15 protein-coding genes are annotated in these 15,463 nt (G+C 67.7%); 6 read left to right on the forward strand and 9 right to left on the reverse strand.

The window, feature by feature from the left end; genetic code table 11:
• Positions 1 to 7: 7 nt before the first annotated feature.
• From F2P45_RS25165 to F2P45_RS25180, 4 genes are all read right to left on the reverse strand, one after another.
• On the reverse strand, positions 8 to 2,416 hold the full coding sequence (locus F2P45_RS25165; protein WP_166880945.1) for a vWA domain-containing protein: 2,409 nt from the start codon (positions 2,414 to 2,416) through the stop codon (positions 8 to 10).
• 74 nt (positions 2,417 to 2,490) lie between these two features.
• On the reverse strand, positions 2,491 to 3,276 hold the full coding sequence (locus tag F2P45_RS25170) for a hypothetical protein (protein ID WP_166880946.1): 786 nt from the start codon (positions 3,274 to 3,276) through the stop codon (positions 2,491 to 2,493).
• Positions 3,277 to 3,386: 110 nt separating this feature from the next.
• A complete protein-coding gene (locus F2P45_RS25175; RefSeq protein WP_166880947.1) occupies positions 3,387 to 3,962 on the reverse strand; it encodes a DUF8082 domain-containing protein in 576 nt (191 codons plus the stop codon).
• 19 nt (positions 3,963 to 3,981) lie between these two features.
• Positions 3,982 to 5,061: a cache domain-containing protein gene (locus F2P45_RS25180; RefSeq protein WP_166880948.1), complete on the reverse strand. Its 1,080-nt coding sequence runs from the start codon at positions 5,059 to 5,061 to the stop codon at positions 3,982 to 3,984.
• A gap of 188 nt (positions 5,062 to 5,249) precedes the next feature.
• Between F2P45_RS25180 and bla the strand changes: the two genes are divergently transcribed.
• Positions 5,250 to 6,143, forward strand: coding sequence for a class A beta-lactamase (gene bla, locus F2P45_RS25185; RefSeq protein ID WP_166880949.1), 894 nt, complete (start codon positions 5,250 to 5,252; stop codon positions 6,141 to 6,143).
• A gap of 23 nt (positions 6,144 to 6,166) precedes the next feature.
• Here the strand turns inward: bla and F2P45_RS25190 are convergent, their stop codons facing one another.
• Positions 6,167 to 6,391 (reverse strand): hypothetical protein, encoded by a 225-nt coding sequence (locus F2P45_RS25190; RefSeq protein ID WP_166880950.1) that lies wholly within the window; start codon positions 6,389 to 6,391, stop codon positions 6,167 to 6,169.
• A gap of 158 nt (positions 6,392 to 6,549) precedes the next feature.
• Positions 6,550 to 6,879, reverse strand: coding sequence for an ArsR/SmtB family transcription factor (locus F2P45_RS25195; protein WP_166880951.1), 330 nt, complete (start codon positions 6,877 to 6,879; stop codon positions 6,550 to 6,552).
• A 164-nt stretch (positions 6,880 to 7,043) separates the two neighbouring features.
• On the opposite strand from F2P45_RS25195, the gene F2P45_RS25200 reads away from it, so the two are divergent.
• From F2P45_RS25200 to F2P45_RS25210, 3 genes are all read left to right on the forward strand, one after another.
• Positions 7,044 to 7,595 (forward strand): periplasmic heavy metal sensor, encoded by a 552-nt coding sequence (locus F2P45_RS25200; protein WP_166880952.1) that lies wholly within the window; start codon positions 7,044 to 7,046, stop codon positions 7,593 to 7,595.
• A gap of 70 nt (positions 7,596 to 7,665) precedes the next feature.
• Positions 7,666 to 8,370, forward strand: coding sequence for a response regulator transcription factor (locus tag F2P45_RS25205; RefSeq protein WP_187367226.1), 705 nt, complete (start codon positions 7,666 to 7,668; stop codon positions 8,368 to 8,370).
• Positions 8,363 to 9,787 carry a HAMP domain-containing sensor histidine kinase gene (locus tag F2P45_RS25210; protein WP_166880954.1) on the forward strand — a complete coding sequence of 475 codons (1,425 nt, stop codon included), beginning with the start codon at positions 8,363 to 8,365 and terminating at the stop codon, positions 9,785 to 9,787. Before F2P45_RS25205 ends, F2P45_RS25210 begins: the two co-directional genes overlap by 8 nt.
• Positions 9,788 to 9,934: 147 nt before the next feature.
• On the opposite strand, the gene F2P45_RS25215 is transcribed toward F2P45_RS25210, so the two are convergent.
• Entirely contained in the window at positions 9,935 to 10,399 is a 465-nt protein-coding gene (locus F2P45_RS25215) for a DUF2269 family protein (protein WP_166880955.1), read from the reverse strand.
• On the reverse strand, positions 10,399 to 11,691 hold the full coding sequence (locus F2P45_RS25220) for an SDR family oxidoreductase (RefSeq protein ID WP_166880956.1): 1,293 nt from the start codon (positions 11,689 to 11,691) through the stop codon (positions 10,399 to 10,401). Before F2P45_RS25220 ends, F2P45_RS25215 begins: the two co-directional genes overlap by 1 nt.
• Before the next feature lie 70 nt (positions 11,692 to 11,761).
• Here F2P45_RS25220 and F2P45_RS25225 point away from each other — a divergent pair, with 70 nt between their 5' ends.
• Positions 11,762 to 12,229: a hypothetical protein gene (locus F2P45_RS25225; RefSeq protein WP_166880957.1), complete on the forward strand. Its 468-nt coding sequence runs from the start codon at positions 11,762 to 11,764 to the stop codon at positions 12,227 to 12,229.
• Positions 12,230 to 12,244: 15 nt separating this feature from the next.
• Positions 12,245 to 12,421 (forward strand): hypothetical protein, encoded by a 177-nt coding sequence (locus F2P45_RS25230; RefSeq protein ID WP_166880958.1) that lies wholly within the window; start codon positions 12,245 to 12,247, stop codon positions 12,419 to 12,421.
• 117 nt (positions 12,422 to 12,538) lie between these two features.
• Here the strand turns inward: F2P45_RS25230 and F2P45_RS25235 are convergent, their stop codons facing one another.
• Positions 12,539 to 15,028: a TonB-dependent receptor plug domain-containing protein gene (locus F2P45_RS25235; RefSeq protein ID WP_166880959.1), complete on the reverse strand. Its 2,490-nt coding sequence runs from the start codon at positions 15,026 to 15,028 to the stop codon at positions 12,539 to 12,541.
• Positions 15,029 to 15,463: the final 435 nt, after the last annotated feature.

The following is a 15,463-nucleotide window of genomic DNA, read 5'->3' on the forward strand; positions in this document are numbered from 1 at the left end:
CTCGGCGTCACTCGGGCGAGGCCGGATACGGCGTATGCCGGTGAAAGCGCATGCGCCAGCCCAGCACGGCCAGCGCCACGCCCAGCATCAGCCAGGTTGCCGATGCGGACACCGCACCGTCCTCGTCGGCAGGCGCCGTTTGCGGCATGGCGCCGGCTTGCGCCGCCAGCGGGGGCGACGGCGCGTCCGCCGTGTCGGTCAACAGCTGGTCGAGCTGTCGCAGTTCTTCGGTCCGGGCCGCCGTGGCTTGCGCGCTGTTCGCGCGCAGTGGCGTGGCGCGTTCGCCCGCCCACAGGCGCGCCAGGTGCGGCGAGGCCTGTTCGCGCGCCGGTTGCGCCGCGCTGGCGCGGCTGCGCTCGACCACGACCTGCCGCGCCGCCGGCTTCCAGCCCGTGAGCAGGCGCACCAGGTCGTCGTGCAGCGATCCGATGCGCGGCACGCTCGCCAGCGCGGCGATGCCATCCATCGTTTCCCACAGGACGTTGGGACCGGTCACCGCTTCCAGGCCGTACATGCGCACCTGGTTGGGACGCTGCCGGAAGTGCTGCAGCAGCGCGTCCGCCGAACCGGGCAGGAGCGGCTGCGGGCCATGGATCCACACCAGCGCGCCGTCGCTGCTGGCGGCCGCCCATTCCCACGCCATCAACAGCGCGGCGCTGTTGTCGTGGCCTCCTTCGAAGCTGATGTCCTGCAGGTGGCGCACGCTGGCCAGCGAATCGGACGTATCGTGCAGGAACACCTGCGGCGCCTGGCCGCCGGCCACGATCACGGCCAGTTCCACGTTGCCCGGAAAGGAGGTGGCGGCGCGCGCCAGCTGTTCCCTTTGCGCCGCCAGTGCGGCCGAGCCGTCCACCACCAGCGCCACCCGGCGCGGAATGCGCGCCGCCCGCTGGCCGATGATTTGCACGATCGCGCCGCCCGGCGTGGTCGGATCAAGGCTCCACGCATGCGTGTCGGCCGCCGCACGCAAGGCGCCGATGATGGGCGCGCCCATGCCCGGCAGCGGCTCGGCCAGTTCGCCGCGCACCGCGAAGGCCAGCGTGGCGCCGCTTTCCTCGCGCATGGCGGGCGCGCCGCGCAGTGCGCTGGCCGACTCCACCGATACCGCGTGGCGCAAGGCCGGGGCGATCCCGAAATTGCGTTCGCTGAACGAGGGCAGCTGCAGGTAGCCCAGTGCGGGCTCATTGAGCACCAGCGGTACGCTCATCGCGATCCGCACCGTCACCTCGCCTCCGCCCGGAACCACGGGCAGATGGAGCATGATGCGGTCCTTGCCCGCGGTGGTCACCAGCACCGGAGCGCGCTGCTTGTCGGGCAGGCCGAATTCGAACGCGCGCGCGGCGGCGCCGCCGGCGGCGGGCGCGGTGTGCTCGCCGTCGTCGTCCCAGAGCGTCACGCGCGTTACCACCGCGCCGGCCGGAACGATCATGCGCGCGCGTGCTTCGTCAAAATTTTCTGCGTCGTTGTGAAATACCATGCTCCACTCCAGCGAGCCCAGCGCCGCCCTGGCGTCAATGCTGCCGTCGATGCGCGATGCGATCAGGCGCAGCTTGGCCAGGCGGGCGCCGACCACCGAACTGTCGCTGTCGCTATCGTCGCTTCTCCATGGCTGCCGGGCGTTGCCGGCCGGGCGCGGCATGGCGCTGAACGGCGTGCCGGTGAGGCGGTAGTAGATCGTGCGCGCGTCCTCCATGCTGGTCGGGCCGGCCAGCGCCAGCACGACGGCGGCCAGGCCGGCCGCTTCCCTGTGCTGCGCATGGCACGCGCGCAGGATGGTGCGCTCGTTGCCGAGATAGCGCAGCAGGCGTATCCCGTGCGCGCTGGTGGCCGGCGCCTTGTCGGCCGCCATGCGCATGCCGATGTGGGTGATGGCCGATGGCAGCTCCATTGCGCCGATGAGGGCCAGCGCCAGCAGCACGGCGGGCCAGGCGCGCGGCAGCGGTGCGCCGTCACTGTGCCGCACGCACTGGGCGTGCCGGCGCCGCGCGGCCAGCGTCGCGCTCAGCGCCACCAGCGGCACCAGCGCCGCCAGCAGCGGAAAACCGCGCCCGCAATAGGCCAGCATGGCCACCCCGCCCAGCGTGAACGGCAGGAACAGCAAGGCGTAGGCGGCGCTGGCGCCGGTGGCAAGCGCGTGCAGCAGCGCCAGGGGGCGCGGCAGCGCCGGCTGGCCGCGCCGCATGGCGCTGACCAGCGTGGCATTGGCCAGCGCGACGCTGGCGATCAGGAACAGGTGGACGATAGAGCTGCCCGACATTGTCATGTGTGCCAGGCACACGCCGGCGACCAGCATCACCAGCGCGATCAGGGGCAGGATCACGCCCGTGAACCAGAGCGCGGCGTAGAGGGGAAAACCCAGCGCGGCGGGCGGCGCCGGGGTGATGGAGGGACTGATGGTGTTCTGATGCGCGATCATGGCGTTCCGCAGGAAACTTGACAAGCCATGAGCGTAGCAAGCGCGTGTGCAGTGGGAATGTGCTCAATGTGAAGTCAGCCGGCCGCCTCCCTCATTGCATCGGGCAGGTCGTCGAAGCTGGTGCCGGTGAGGCGGTAAAACGCCTCGCGCGCATCGCCGCTGGTCGTTCCCGCGCTCGTCAGCATGACCAGGTCGGTCAGGCTGGCGAGGCGGTCGTTGCCGGTATCGCACAGACGCAGCAGGATTTGCCGGCTGCCGAGGGCGCGCAGCAGGCGTATGCCATTCGCGCGCGTGGCCGGTGCGTCGCGGGTGGCCATGTGCACGCCGGCCTGGGTGATCGCCTGCGGCAGTTCGGGCACGGCGACGATGGCCAGCGCCAGCAGCACCCCGGGCCACGCGGCCGGCAGCCGCACGTGCGCTTTGAGCAGGCGGCGCATGGCCAGCGCCGCCAACAGCGACAGCAGCGGTGCCAGCAGCAGCAGGCCGCCGCCGAAGTGGCGCAGGCCGCTCACGCCTGCCGCTGTGTGCGGCAGTAACAACAGGGTCAGCAGGATGCCGATGCCGATCGCAAAACCGTGCCAGTGCCCGAGCCGGCGCGACACGGCAGGCCGCGCACTGCCCAGGGCGCGCAGCAGCAGGGCATTCGCCAACGGTACGGCGGCAATCGACAAGGTCGGCACGATCATGGTGGGCGGCAGGTCGAAGCCCACCACCAGCAGGAAGAACAGCGCGACCGCGAGCGCAATGAGCGGCAGGATCACGCCGGCCAACCAGAGCGCGGCGCGCATGGAAAAATGGACGACGGCGGACGGTGCCGGCGGAACGGCGCAAGGGGTGATGCAGGCTGGCTGGGCGCTCATGGCATTCCAGGGAAACTGAACAGGCAGCCAGCGTAGCAAGCGCCTGTGCAGTGGGAATGCGCTGAATGTGAAGCCGCAGCCGCTCCGGACGGCGTCTGCGAGCGCGCGCCTTACACCGCCCCCAGCCCCAGCGCGCGCCCGGCTTCCAGGCGAAAATCGGCGGCCTGCTTGCGGTCCGGAATGTCGGCCGCCAGCGCCATCACCAGCTCGCGCAGGCCGCTCGCCTCGCTGGCGTGCTCGGCGCAGACGATGGTCGCGATCGGCCCGATGTGCCCGGCCAGCATGCGTTCGAGCTTGAGCAGGTCGGCGCTCGCGAAGTCGGCCGGCGCCGGACGCGGACGCAGCGGCTGCGGCCCCGCCCGCTCCACCGTGCGCGCGCGCAGCGGCGCCGGGTCGTCGAGCAAGTCCGCCAGGCTCACGCCCGAGGTCTTGAGGTTATCCGGCTTGGCCACGTAGTTGTCGTCGAAGCGCAGGCTGGCGCGCAGCATGGTGCGCATCGCCGCCAGCGCCTCGGCCCCGCGCTGCCCCCGGCACAGCAGCATGACGATGTTGCCGGCGTCCAGGTGGACCTGGGCCATGCGGTTGTCGTCGCTGACGATGAACGCCGTGCCGGTGCGGCGCTGGACGCAGAATTGCCGCAATTGCTCCACGATGGCGCCGAACGGCATCAGCTCCTGGTATGTCATGGCGTTCTCCCTGGATGCGTCAGGCCCTGCGGCTCAGGCGCGCGATGGCCATCTGGATGCTGATCCCCAGCCGTTCGATGGCGCGCGCCAGCGAGCCGATTTCGTCGCCGCGCGCGGTGCCCGGAATCGATGCTGCAAATTCGCCCTTGCTCAATTGTTCGGCGACCACGATCAGCTGGTTGATCGGCATGGTCAGCTGCTTGGCCAGGAATGCCGCCACCCCCACCACCAGCGCGGCGGTCAGCACGATCAGGGCGCGCGCGCCGGTTTCCAGGCGGTCGAGCGAGGCATAGGCTTCGGCGTAGTCCTGTTCCACCAGCAAGGTCCAGCCCTGCGGCAGCTTGCGCGCGTAGCCGACCATGCGCTTGTCGCCGGCCGCGTACACGGTCGGCCGGTCGGCGATGCCGTCCACTTTCAGGGCCGGGTAGTCGGCCATGTCCTGCACCGCGTCGGTGGCCTGGTCGGGACGGCCCGAGGCGATCACCTTGTTGTCGGCGTCGAGCAGGATCGCGTAGCCGGTCTCGCCGATGCGGGTGTCCTTGATGACCTTGGAAATATCGTCCAGCTTCATGGCCATCGCCAGCACGCCCACCGTGCCGCCCATCGCGTTGCGGATCGGCACGGCGATAGTGAGCGCGGGGCGGCCGGTCGACTTGCTGATCAGTACCTGGCGGCTCGACGGCGCGCCTTTCAGCGCGCCCTGGAAATAGCTGCGCTCGCCGAAGCGGGTGAGCGGCTTGTCGTCGCTGCGCGCGATGTTCGCGCCGCCCGGCTCGATCGTAAACACCAGGAAGGCCCATTCGTAGGTCTCGCCCAGGGCGCGCAGGATCGGGGTCTGGCGCGCCGCGTCCATGCCGCGGATATCCTCCAGCCTGGCACTCTGGTGCAGCGCGCGCACGTTGGCCTCGTCCCAGCTGGTGATGCCGGTGGCGATGCCGCTGGCGGTCATGACCAGATGCTGCGAAATGTTGGCCGCGGCATCGGACCGCGCCTGGCTGCTGCCCGCGTACCATACGCCGATCAGCGGGATCAAGGACACCGCCAGCAAAGTCATCACCAGCTTGTGAAAAATATTCAGGCGGAACGGTTCTGTTTTCATCGGGAGTTTCCTTTTCGTGTGGACAGCCCGGCGGCCCTGCGCACCGTGCGCAAGCGAAGTTGGGGTATCCACAGAAGACCATATTTCCACGCGACAATGGTTGAGGTGGGACAATGCATGGTGGAGAATGGCGGCTATACAACACCCTCTCGCCCACTCTTGAACGGACAGCCACCATGACTTCGTCGATGCCATTTTCCCCACGCCGCCGTACCCTTCTGATCGCCGGCGCCTGTGCGCCGCTGCTGGCGGCCTGCGCCAGCGCACCGGGCGCCAGCGCCGCCCTGGCCGACGCCCAGGCGCGCCTGGCCGCGCTGGAAGCGGCGGCGGGCGGGCGTCTGGGTGTGGGCGCGCTCGACACCGGCGACGGGCGCCGGCTCGGTCACCGCGCCGATGAGCGTTTCCCGATGTGCAGCACCTTCAAGGCGATCGCGGCGGCCGCCATTCTTGCGCACGGCAAGAACGTGCCTGGCTGGCTGGACCAGCGCGTGCGCTACACCAAGGCCGACCTGGTGACGTATTCGCCGATCACCGAAAATCACGTCGACGATGGCATGACGGTGGGCGCGTTGTGCGCCGCCACCATCCAGTACAGCGACAACGCCGCCGCCAACCTGCTGATGGCGCTGATCAAAGGTCCGGGCGGGGTGACCGGTTTTGCCCGCAGCGTGGGCGACACGGTATTCCGGCTGGACCGCTGGGAAACCGAGCTCAATACGGCGATTCCGGGCGATCCGCGCGACACCAGCACCCCGGCCGCGATGGCGGCGCTGCTGCGCCGCGTGGCGCTGGACGACGGCTTGCCCCCGGCCCAGCGCGACCAGCTGCAAAATTGGATGCGCGGCAACACCACCGGCGACACCCGCATCCGCGCGGGGGTGCCGGCCGGCTGGCCGGTGGCGGACAAGACCGGGACCGGGGCCTACGGGTCGAGCAACGATATCGGCATCGTGTTCCCGCCCAAGGGCGCGCCGGTGGTGCTGGCGCTGTACTACACCCAGGCGTATCCGCAGGCCAAGGCCAACAGCGAGATCCTGGCGGCGGCGACGCGGATTGTGATGGGGGCGTTCGGACGGGTTTGACGGGACTGGGGAGAGCGGGAAGCTCAGGCGTTCGAGGTGGTCTTCCTGCGCGGCAGTTGCTTGAACAGAGCGGTGCGGCGCAGCCGGATTCCGGGCGTGTAAATCCCGCTGATCGCGCCCCAGGCCGAGACCCAGCGCGCCGCCCGCGCCTTCTCTTCATCCGAGTACGCGTCGATGGCGCGGTCGATGGCCCGCGCCATGCGCGACAGGCCAAAGGCCTTGCGGTCCTTCTTCCCCCGGTATTTCATGGGCTGCCCGTATGAACACTCTTGCTTTTCAGGGTATGCCTATATATTAGGCAACACTGTTCGCCATTTCACCTTCAGGTTTTTTAACTGAATGTCAATATGTAAGCAAATGTTACGCGCTTGGCATTGCCTTGGCGGCAAGCCAGTCGCGGCCAGCCTTACCCGGCTGTCGCCGCCAGCGGCGCGGACACGGGGCCGCACGGATTGCCGCCGCAGCAATTTTCGGTCAAGAAGCCGATCAGCGCCTGCATGGTCGGCATGTGCGCCGCATAGATCAGGTAGCGCCCGTTCTGGGTCGGCGCGATCAGTTCCGCGTGGGTCAGTTCCTTCAGATGAAACGACAGCGACGACGGCGGCATTCCCAGCTTCTCGCTGATCTGGCCCGGCGACATGCCGCCCGGGCCGGCCTCGATCAACAGGCGGAACACCGCCAGGCGCGACTCCTGGGCCAGCGCGGCCAGTGCCGCCAGTGCATTCTTGTTTTCCATGATCAAACCTCCGTCGTCGAGCTTTCCATCGTATTGGGAATATCGAAGGCACGCAAGCATCCGCTTTACAAAACTTTACCGCCCACACATGAAGCGGACAGGCCGGCCGCCTACAGTACAAGCATGCGGAGCCAGTCCGGCGCCGCCTCGCGAAAGGCACGACCATGAATCCGAACAAGCACGGGCATCACCATCACCACCACCACGATCACGATCATGAAGCCCGGCACGGCCATGGCCCGCAACGGCGCGGCCGCCGCTGGCTGGTCGGCGCCGCCCTCGGCCTGGCCGCCGGCGCCCTCAGCCTGGCCGGCGCCAGCTTCGCCAACGAAGGGCGCGGCATGCACGGCCATCGCGCCCACCTGGCCACGATGGACCCCGCCAGCGCCGGCAAGCACATCGACAAGATGGTCGAGCACCTGCTGGACGACGGCACGGCCGAGCAAAAGGCGCGCCTCTCAAGCATCGCCAAGTCCGCCTTCGCCGACCTGCAACCCCTGCATCGCGACTTCAAGGCCAGCCATGCGACAGCTCACGACCTGCTGATGGCCCCCACCATCGACCGGGTCGCGCTGGAACAGTTGCGCGTGCAGGTAGTCGAGCGGGTCGACCGGATCAGCAAGCGGATCCTGGCGGCGGTGGAAGACGCGGCCGAGGTGCTCACGCTTGACCAGCGGGTGCGCTTCGCCGCGCACATGAAAAAACGCATGCAATGAGCGCCTGCGCCGAATCCCAGCCATGTATCCTTGGGCCTTCCGACACTTTGGACGACAAGTCACCGCCAGCATGCTTCCGCGTATTTTGATGATTGAAGACGACGAGCGCCTGGCCGGCATGGTCGTCACCTACCTCCGGCAAAACGGCTACGAGGTGGCGCACGCCGCCACGGCCGCCGCCGGCCTGGCCGAGTTAGAGGCGAGCGCCCCGGCCCTGGTGCTGCTCGACCTGATGCTGCCCGACGCCGACGGCCTCGACGTCTGCCGCCGCATCCGCGCGCTCGGCGCGCCGCTGGCGTCGGTGCCGATCGTCATGCTCACCGCCAAGGGCGACCCATTCGACCGCGTGGTCGGGCTGGAACTGGGCGCCGACGATTACCTGCCCAAGCCGTTCGAGCCGCGCGAACTGCTGGCGCGCCTGCGCGCCGTGCTGCGCCGTCCGCAACTGGCCGCACCCGACAGCGGGCTGCGCCAGTTCGGGCGCCTGGCGATCGACAGCGGCGCGCGCCGGGTGAGCATCGACGGCCAGCCGCGCAGCCTGACCTCGTACCAGTTCGACCTGCTGCTGGCGCTGTCGGGCAGCGCCGGGCGCGTGCTCTCGCGCGAACACCTGATCGACGCCGTCAAGGGCGAGTCGCTGGAACCCTTCGACCGCTCGATCGACGTGCATATCGGCCGCCTGCGCCAGGCCATCGAGGACGATCCCAAGCAGCCCCGGCGCATCATCACGGTGCGCGGCGCCGGCTACGTGTTCGCCAAGGTGCAGGATGCGTAGGCGCGAACGCGGGGAGGAACGCGAGCCAGGCCCGGAACGCGAGCAAGGCCAGGCGGGCCGGCGCGCGCACGCCTGGAAGCGCAGGGAGGAACGCGACTGCGCGCCGCCGTGGGAACGCGGCGAACGCGGACGCACGCGGCGCTTTTCGGTGGCGCACCACCTGTACCTGCGCATCTACCTGGCGCTGCTGGTCAGCCTGGGATTGGCGGTCTGCCTGTTCGGACTGGTGCACTGGGCCTACGATCCGGAGCACATGAACTCGGGCAATGAGGCCATCGCCGAGCTGGCGGCCAGCATCATTCCGCCAGCGGACGCGTCGCGCGCCGATCAGCAGGCCGTGCTGACCCGCTGGAGCAAGCGCCTGCAAACCGACCTGGCGCTGCACACGGCGGCGGGCGTGCCGATCGCGGCCGCCGGCGAGCCCTTGCCGCCGCTGGCGCAAGCGCAGCGCAACAGCAGGCTGCTGGGACCGATGGCCGTGTTCACCCTGCAGTTGCCGGACGGCCGCTGGCTGGTCGGCCAGCGCGCCTACGGCAAGAGGGCCTCGTTCGGCCTGCTGGCGATCCTGCTGCTGATCGCGCTGATGGTCGCGGCCGCCGCCTACCCGGTGGTGCGGCGCCTCACGCGCCGCCTGGAGCGCTTGCAGTCGAGCGTGGAAACCTGGGGCGGCGGCCAGCTCGGCACCCGCGTCGCGGTCGAAGGCAAGGATGAAGTGGCGCGCCTGGCGACCAGCTTCAACCAGGCGGCGGCGCGCATCGAAGCGCTGGTCGGCTCGCAGAAGAGCCTGCTTGCGAACGCCTCGCACGAACTGCGCTCGCCGCTGGCGCGCATCCGCATGGCGGTCGAACTGATGCAGGAACAGGCGGCGCCGGCGATTCGCGACGAGCTCAATCGCAACATCGGCGAACTCGACCAGCTGATCGACGAAGTCCTGCTGGCCAGCCGGCTCGACGCCACCGCCGAGCTGGCGCGCAGCGACGAGCAGGTCGACCTGGCCGCCATCGTGGCCGAGGAGTGCACGCGCGTCAACGCGACTTTCGACGCCCAAGCGCTGAGCCTGCCGGGCGACGCCAGGCTGCTGCGGCGGCTGGTGCGCAACCTGCTGGAAAATGCGGCGCGCCATGGCGCCGGCACCGAGGTGCATGCCTGCCTGCGCCTGGAAGGGAAAGCCTCGATCGTGCTCGATATTTGCGACAGCGGCCCCGGCGTGCCCGAGGCCCAGCGCGAGCGCATCTTCGAGCCTTTCTATCGGGTGCCGGGCGCGAGCGAGTCGGCCGGCGGCGTCGGCCTGGGCCTGTCGCTGGTGCGCCAGATTGCGCGCCATCACGGCGGCCACGTGCGCTGCCTGCCGGGCGAACCGGGCGGCTGCTGCTTCCGCGTGACTTTTCCGGTACCGTTGCCGGGCGGTCATGCTTGATAGCGCTGACTTGAGAACCGTCTTTCCCGCGCAGGCGGGAATCCAAGTTTCTTTGCTAACTTACGATGTCTTGGATTCCCGCCTGCGCGGGAAAGACGGCTCTACATTCTGCCGGTACGTGGATAAGCTAACGGCATGCGAACGCGCTCATAGGGGCTTGGCCACCATCAGCCAGAACACGATCACCAGCGCAAAAAACGCCGGAATCCCCAGCACCACCCAGAAGCGCAGATAGCGCCAGTACAGCGCCGGCAGCTCGGTATTGTCGCGCGCGGCCAGCTGGGCCATGTCGCGCATGCGCAGCTGCATCCAGACCACCGGCAGCCAGCAGGCGCCGGCAAAAAAGTACAGGCCGATGGACCACATGATCCAGGCGCTGGTCCACCGGTAACCGGCCAGGTGCATCAGGTACAGCCCGGTGACCGGCTGCACGATGATGGTGGTGGTGGTGAAAATCCAGTCGGCCAGCACCACATGGCGGCTGACCACGGCAATCGCGCGCACGTCGCGGCTCAGGCTGGTGAACAGCATGTAGAAGGCCGAGCCGATGCCGGTGCCGAACAAAAAGGTCGACGACAGGATGTGCACCCATTTGACGATCATGTATTCCATTACTTTTCCTCGAGCTCGAACAGCAGCCAGATGGCCGCCAGCATCGGCAGGTTCTTGCTCAGCGGACCGTAGGGATGCAGCAGGAATTCCGGCAGCCTGAAAGCGATCACCAGCGTGTAAAAGCCGATCAGCAGCAATTGCGCGGCCCACAGCCAGCGGCGCCGCTTCAAGGTCAATATGCCGATCCCGATCAGCAAGTCGAGCGCGCAGGCGCCGTACAGCATCAGCGGCGCCAGCGCGGGCGGCACGCCGGTCCGTTCGAGCAACTGGACACTCTGTTCGACCGGATACAGCCCGGCCGACACCGCCGCCGTGGCAATCCACACCGCCGCGATGGATACGCGCAGCACCGGCATCAGCCAGTGCAGCTTGGCCTGCATGCGTTCGGCGGCGGGATCGTCGATGAAGCTGGCAATGGCGCGCGGCAGGCGCCCGATCAGGCGCACCGTCATGCCCGGATCGGCGCTGCTGCCGCGGTCGAGCATGCGCAGCGAATCGCGGTTGAGCAGGCTGCCCGGCACCAGCCGTCCCAACCCGGCCAGCAGCTTGCCGCACCAGGCCGGCAAATGCAGCACGCGCAGCTTGCCCAGGCCCAGGCCGCTGCGCAATGCCGCCAGATAGTCGATGAACGGCAAGGCGGTCTGGCCCACCAGGGCAATGCGCTGGGCGGTGGCGCCGGCCGGGCCGACCGGCAGCGGACGCCGGATCAGGCTGGCGATGGCGCAGGCCACGTCGTCCACGTGGATCGGCTGCACCAGCTGCGGCGCGTTGCCGAAGCGGGCGCAGAACGGCATGCTGGCCAGGGTGCGGAACACGCGCGCGCTCACGCCATCTTTGCCGTACACCAGGGACGGCTGCAGGATGGCCGAGCGCAGCGGCAGCAGCGCCAGGTAATCGTCGGCGGTTTTCTTGCTCAGGTGATAGGCGCTGTCGGCCTGCTGGTCGGCGCCCAGCGCGGACAGCTGGATCACCATGCGCACATCGTCCGACTCGACGCAGGCGGCGAACAGCACGCGCGGCGTATCGCTGTGAATCGTGGCGAAGGTCTGGGTGCCGTGCTCGCGAAAAATCCCGACCGTGTTGATCACCACGTCGATGCCGTCCAGGCGTTCCAGCCAGACCGATTTATCGGTATCCCTGGCGAAGTCGGCCTCGATGTAGCTCAGGCGCGGACGCGTGCTGGCGGCGGGCGGCTTGCGCACGGCCGCCACCACGTAGTAACCCTCGCCAAGTAACACGTTCAGCACATGCCTGCCGATAAACCCGCTCGCTCCTGTCAGCAAAATGCGCATCCGACCTCCTTACCGTTCATACTCAAGCCTCTACCTACACAGCACATCTGCTTCACTCCACAAGGACAGCATGGATACCTGGAAAACTGCAAGCGCCCGCGGGCTGATCTCGGGAGCCGTCGCCAGCGTGCTCTCGACAGCCGCCCTGACGGCCCTGGGCAAGGCGACCGATGGCAGCAGTTTCGGTCCGACCAACGCCATCAGCCACTGGGTCTGGGGCGACCGGGCGGCGCGCCGCAACGGTCCCTCGTGGCGCTACACCGCCACCGGCTACCTGATCCACCACGCCAGCGCGACCTTCTGGGCCGTCCTGTTCGAGCGCCTGATGGCCCGCCAGCTCGACAAGCAAGATCCGGCCGTCACCTTGCCGGCGGCGGCGGCCGTCTCGGCGCTGGCCTGCTTCGTCGATTACCGGATCACACCCGACCGGCTCAAGCCCGGCTTCGAACAACGCTTGTCGCGTCCGTCGCTGGCGCTGGTCTACGGGGCATTCGGGCTGGGGCTGGCGCTGGGGGCGCTGCTGAACCGGCGCGACTGAGTTGCGCGAGTCGGGATGATAGCCGGTTTTGCGCTCGCGCTCATCGGCCATGGCGTGATTCGATCGCTGGGCGATGAGCGCGCCAGGAGGCTGGAGGTGCTCATGGGCATCTTCGGCATGTGGAAGGGGAGGCAGGATCTGCCGCAGGACGGACTTGCGTATCAGCTTGAGATACCTGCTGAATGGGATTAATGCTGTGTCACACGAGCATCGGGCTGATTACCACCGGACCAGCGGGACGCCGGCCGGGGCGGCCGCCGCACGCACGGCTTGCGTGCGGGCGACGGCCGTGAAGCATGACCCGGAACGTCAGAACGCGTAGGTCGCGCGCGCGTAAACGTAACGCCCGCCGCGCCCGAACGGCGCGTAGTTCGGGAACGGCGCATTGCCGCTCGGATTGAGCGCATTGCCGACCGATTCAGGATACTTGTCGAACAGATTCTCCGCACCCAGCGCCAGGTTCAGCTTGGAGGTGAGCGCGTAGCGTCCTTCCAGGTCGATCACGGTTTTCGCGCCCAGGGTCACGTCCAGCGCCGGCGAGGCGTTTGGCGAGAGCACCTTGCCGTAGCGCGTGGCGCGCAGGGTGGCGCCGACCTGGCCCAGTTTCCAGTTGGTGCTGGCGTTGAACTTGTTCTTCGGCTGGCCCTGTTCCAGCGACAGCACATTGAGGCGGTCGAACAGCGGCGTCGGGGTCGACAGCGCCGCCAGTTGCGCCGTGGCCGGTACACGGGTCACATCGGTGCTGGTGAAGTTGCCCGCCACCGTGAAGTCGAACTTGCCGATATCGCCGCCATTGGCCGCCCAGTTCACCACCACGTCCACGCCGTCGGTGGTGGTATCGACGCCGTTGATGAAGAAGCGCCCGCCGCCGACGCCGATGAAGCCCTGCTTGGTCAGGAAGTTGCGCACATCGGCCGAGGTCAGGTTTTCCGACAGCACGATGCGGTCGCGCACCTTGATGCGGTAGGCGTCGATGGTCACATTCGCGCCGCCCAGGCGCAGCACGGCGCCGAGCGAAGCGTTGACCGATTTTTCGGCGTCGAGCGGCTTGGCGCCGAGCGCCACGGCGACCGGATCGGTGGGACGGAAGGTGGTGATTTCGAACGGCACGCCGGTAATGAAGTTGGTGGCCGTCGAGGTGAAGTTCTGCTGCTGCGGCGAGGGCGCGCGGAAGCCGTTCTGCACCGACGCGCGCAGCGCGAACGCCTTGCTGAAATCGTAGCGGCCCGCCAGTTTGCCGGCCAGGCTGTTGCCGAAGTCCGAATAGCGCTCGGCGCGCAGGGCGATCGAGGTCAGCAGTTGCGGGGTGATGTTCGCTTCCAGGTCGACAAAGGCGCCGATCGCGGTGCGGTGCGTATCGGATTCATTCTGCGGACGGAAGCCCGAAAACACCTGGGCGCCCGGCGCGGTCGGCTGGCCGTTCGGCAGCAGCTGGCCGCCGAAGCGGTAGGAATCGGGTTCGCCGGCGAACAGGCTGTAGCCTTCGCGCCGCGCTTCGGCCCCGACCGCCACGTTCAACGGCGAGGACAAAGCGGCCAGCGCCACCGAGCGCACCCCGGTCAGGTTGAATACCAGCTGATCGTATTCGAAGCCGCCGGCGTCGAACGCCGTCTTGCTGGTCGGGCCGATCGAGCGGTTCAGGGTGTTTTCGATGGTGAAAGCCATCTTGTTCTTGCCATAGCCGAGCGAGCTATCCATCTCCCACTCGCCCATGCTCCAGCTGGCGCCAGCGGTGGCGGCGAAGTCGTCGACCACGGGCGAGATGATCGGCATGAAGCCGTCCGGATAGATCGATGGAATGTTGCGCGGATCGTTGGACCAGCGGAAGAAGCCGGCCGAGCTGGCTTCGCGCTTCTGGTAGCTGGCCCAGCCGTACACCTTGACGCCGTTGCCGAGCGTATCGCCGGCGTTGGCGAACACGGTCGACTGTTTCATTTCCGGCTCGCCATACCAAGTGTTGAAGCGGTTGATCGTGTTTTCGCGCGGATCGAAGGCGCCGCCCACCAGCGCGTACTGCTGGCGCATGTCGTAGCCGCTGCGTTCGGTGTGCTTCTGGTCCTTGAATTCGCCGGCGATGGTGAGGTAGCCGGTCTCGCCCAGTGCCAGGCCCTTCCACAGGCTGACGGTGCCGGTCTGGCCGTCGGTGCGCTTGCGCGAGTTCCGGGCCTGCCAGGTGGCGTTGGCGGGCGCGCCGCCGGTCAGGAAATCGTATTCGGTCAGGCGCGCGCCGTAATTGATGGTCGCTTCGCCGCCGTCGCGGTTGCTGCGCAGGCGCAGGTTGACCACGCCGGAGATCGCATCCGAGCCGTACTGGGCGGCCGCGCCATCGCGCAGCACTTCGATGTTCTTGACGATCGCGGTCGGGATCGTGTTCAGGTCGACGGCGGCCGAGCCGCGCCCGATGGTGCCGTTCACGTTCACCAGCGAGGACGCGTGGCGGCGTTTCGAGTTCACCAGCACCAGGGTCTGGTCGGGCGCCATGCCGCGCAGGGTGGCGGGACGGATGGTATCGGTGCCATCGGCCAGGCCCGGGCGCGGAAAGTTCAGCGACGGCAGGGCCACGGCCAGGGCCTGGTTGATTTCGGTGGTGCCGGAGTTCTTGAGCGATTCGGCCGAGATGATATCGACCGGGGAGGCGGTGTCGAGGGCGGTGCGGTTGGCGACGCGGGTACCGGTCACGACCACGGTGTTGGAGGTGTCATTCGGGGCTGCGTCCTGCGCCAGCGCGGCGCCGGTGGAAAACAACGTTGCAATCGATAATGCCAATACGTGCTTCTGCGGTGCGAATCGTTTCTGCATACCTGCTCCCTCGGTTATCTATTAATTTTGTTTTAACTAAACCTATCAACTCAGAAATGTAAATAGTGGAAAACTTGCAAATCCATACTGGAACGAAGACAAAGCAATGTCAATTCCGGAACGGACTATGCAGATCTGATAACAACAGTTTGGATTTATTCGTCAGTTCCGCGTAAGGAACGCGGCGACCCGCCCCCGCCGGTGTCAGGTCTGACATTCGGACACGGCCCCGGCTGTAGCAAGCGCTAGTGCCGAGGCCGTGTCCGAATGAATGAAAGGGACTTCCCCGTCCCGAGACCTACGGTGAAGCGACATTTGTAAGTCAGCGTGGTCTAAACGAATTTGGCGAATCTGTCAGCCACTATCGAAAGGGGAAGTCATGAAAAAGTTTAGCACTCAAGCCAACGGCGTGACACACGATGCCACCTTCGTGGG

The organism is Massilia mucilaginosa, assembly GCF_011682145.1.
GTDB classification, from domain to species: Bacteria; Pseudomonadota; Gammaproteobacteria; order Burkholderiales; family Burkholderiaceae_D; genus Telluria_A; species Telluria_A mucilaginosa.

Coding starts and splice junctions, on each gene's coding strand:
- F2P45_RS25165 (WP_166880945.1), bottom strand. CDS start 2,416: ATGATCGCGCATCAGAACACCATCAGTCCCTCCATCACCCCGGCGCCG.
- F2P45_RS25170 (WP_166880946.1), bottom strand. CDS start 3,276: ATGAGCGCCCAGCCAGCCTGCATCACCCCTTGCGCCGTTCCGCCGGCA.
- F2P45_RS25175 (WP_166880947.1), bottom strand. CDS start 3,962: ATGACATACCAGGAGCTGATGCCGTTCGGCGCCATCGTGGAGCAATTG.
- F2P45_RS25180 (WP_166880948.1), bottom strand. CDS start 5,061: ATGAAAACAGAACCGTTCCGCCTGAATATTTTTCACAAGCTGGTGATG.
- bla (WP_166880949.1), top strand. CDS start 5,250: ATGCCATTTTCCCCACGCCGCCGTACCCTTCTGATCGCCGGCGCCTGT.
- F2P45_RS25190 (WP_166880950.1), bottom strand. CDS start 6,391: ATGAAATACCGGGGGAAGAAGGACCGCAAGGCCTTTGGCCTGTCGCGC.
- F2P45_RS25195 (WP_166880951.1), bottom strand. CDS start 6,879: ATGGAAAACAAGAATGCACTGGCGGCACTGGCCGCGCTGGCCCAGGAG.
- F2P45_RS25200 (WP_166880952.1), top strand. CDS start 7,044: ATGAATCCGAACAAGCACGGGCATCACCATCACCACCACCACGATCAC.
- F2P45_RS25205 (WP_187367226.1), top strand. CDS start 7,666: ATGCTTCCGCGTATTTTGATGATTGAAGACGACGAGCGCCTGGCCGGC.
- F2P45_RS25210 (WP_166880954.1), top strand. CDS start 8,363: ATGCGTAGGCGCGAACGCGGGGAGGAACGCGAGCCAGGCCCGGAACGC.
- F2P45_RS25215 (WP_166880955.1), bottom strand. CDS start 10,399: ATGGAATACATGATCGTCAAATGGGTGCACATCCTGTCGTCGACCTTT.
- F2P45_RS25220 (WP_166880956.1), bottom strand. CDS start 11,691: ATGCGCATTTTGCTGACAGGAGCGAGCGGGTTTATCGGCAGGCATGTG.
- F2P45_RS25225 (WP_166880957.1), top strand. CDS start 11,762: ATGGATACCTGGAAAACTGCAAGCGCCCGCGGGCTGATCTCGGGAGCC.
- F2P45_RS25230 (WP_166880958.1), top strand. CDS start 12,245: ATGATAGCCGGTTTTGCGCTCGCGCTCATCGGCCATGGCGTGATTCGA.
- F2P45_RS25235 (WP_166880959.1), bottom strand. CDS start 15,028: ATGCAGAAACGATTCGCACCGCAGAAGCACGTATTGGCATTATCGATT.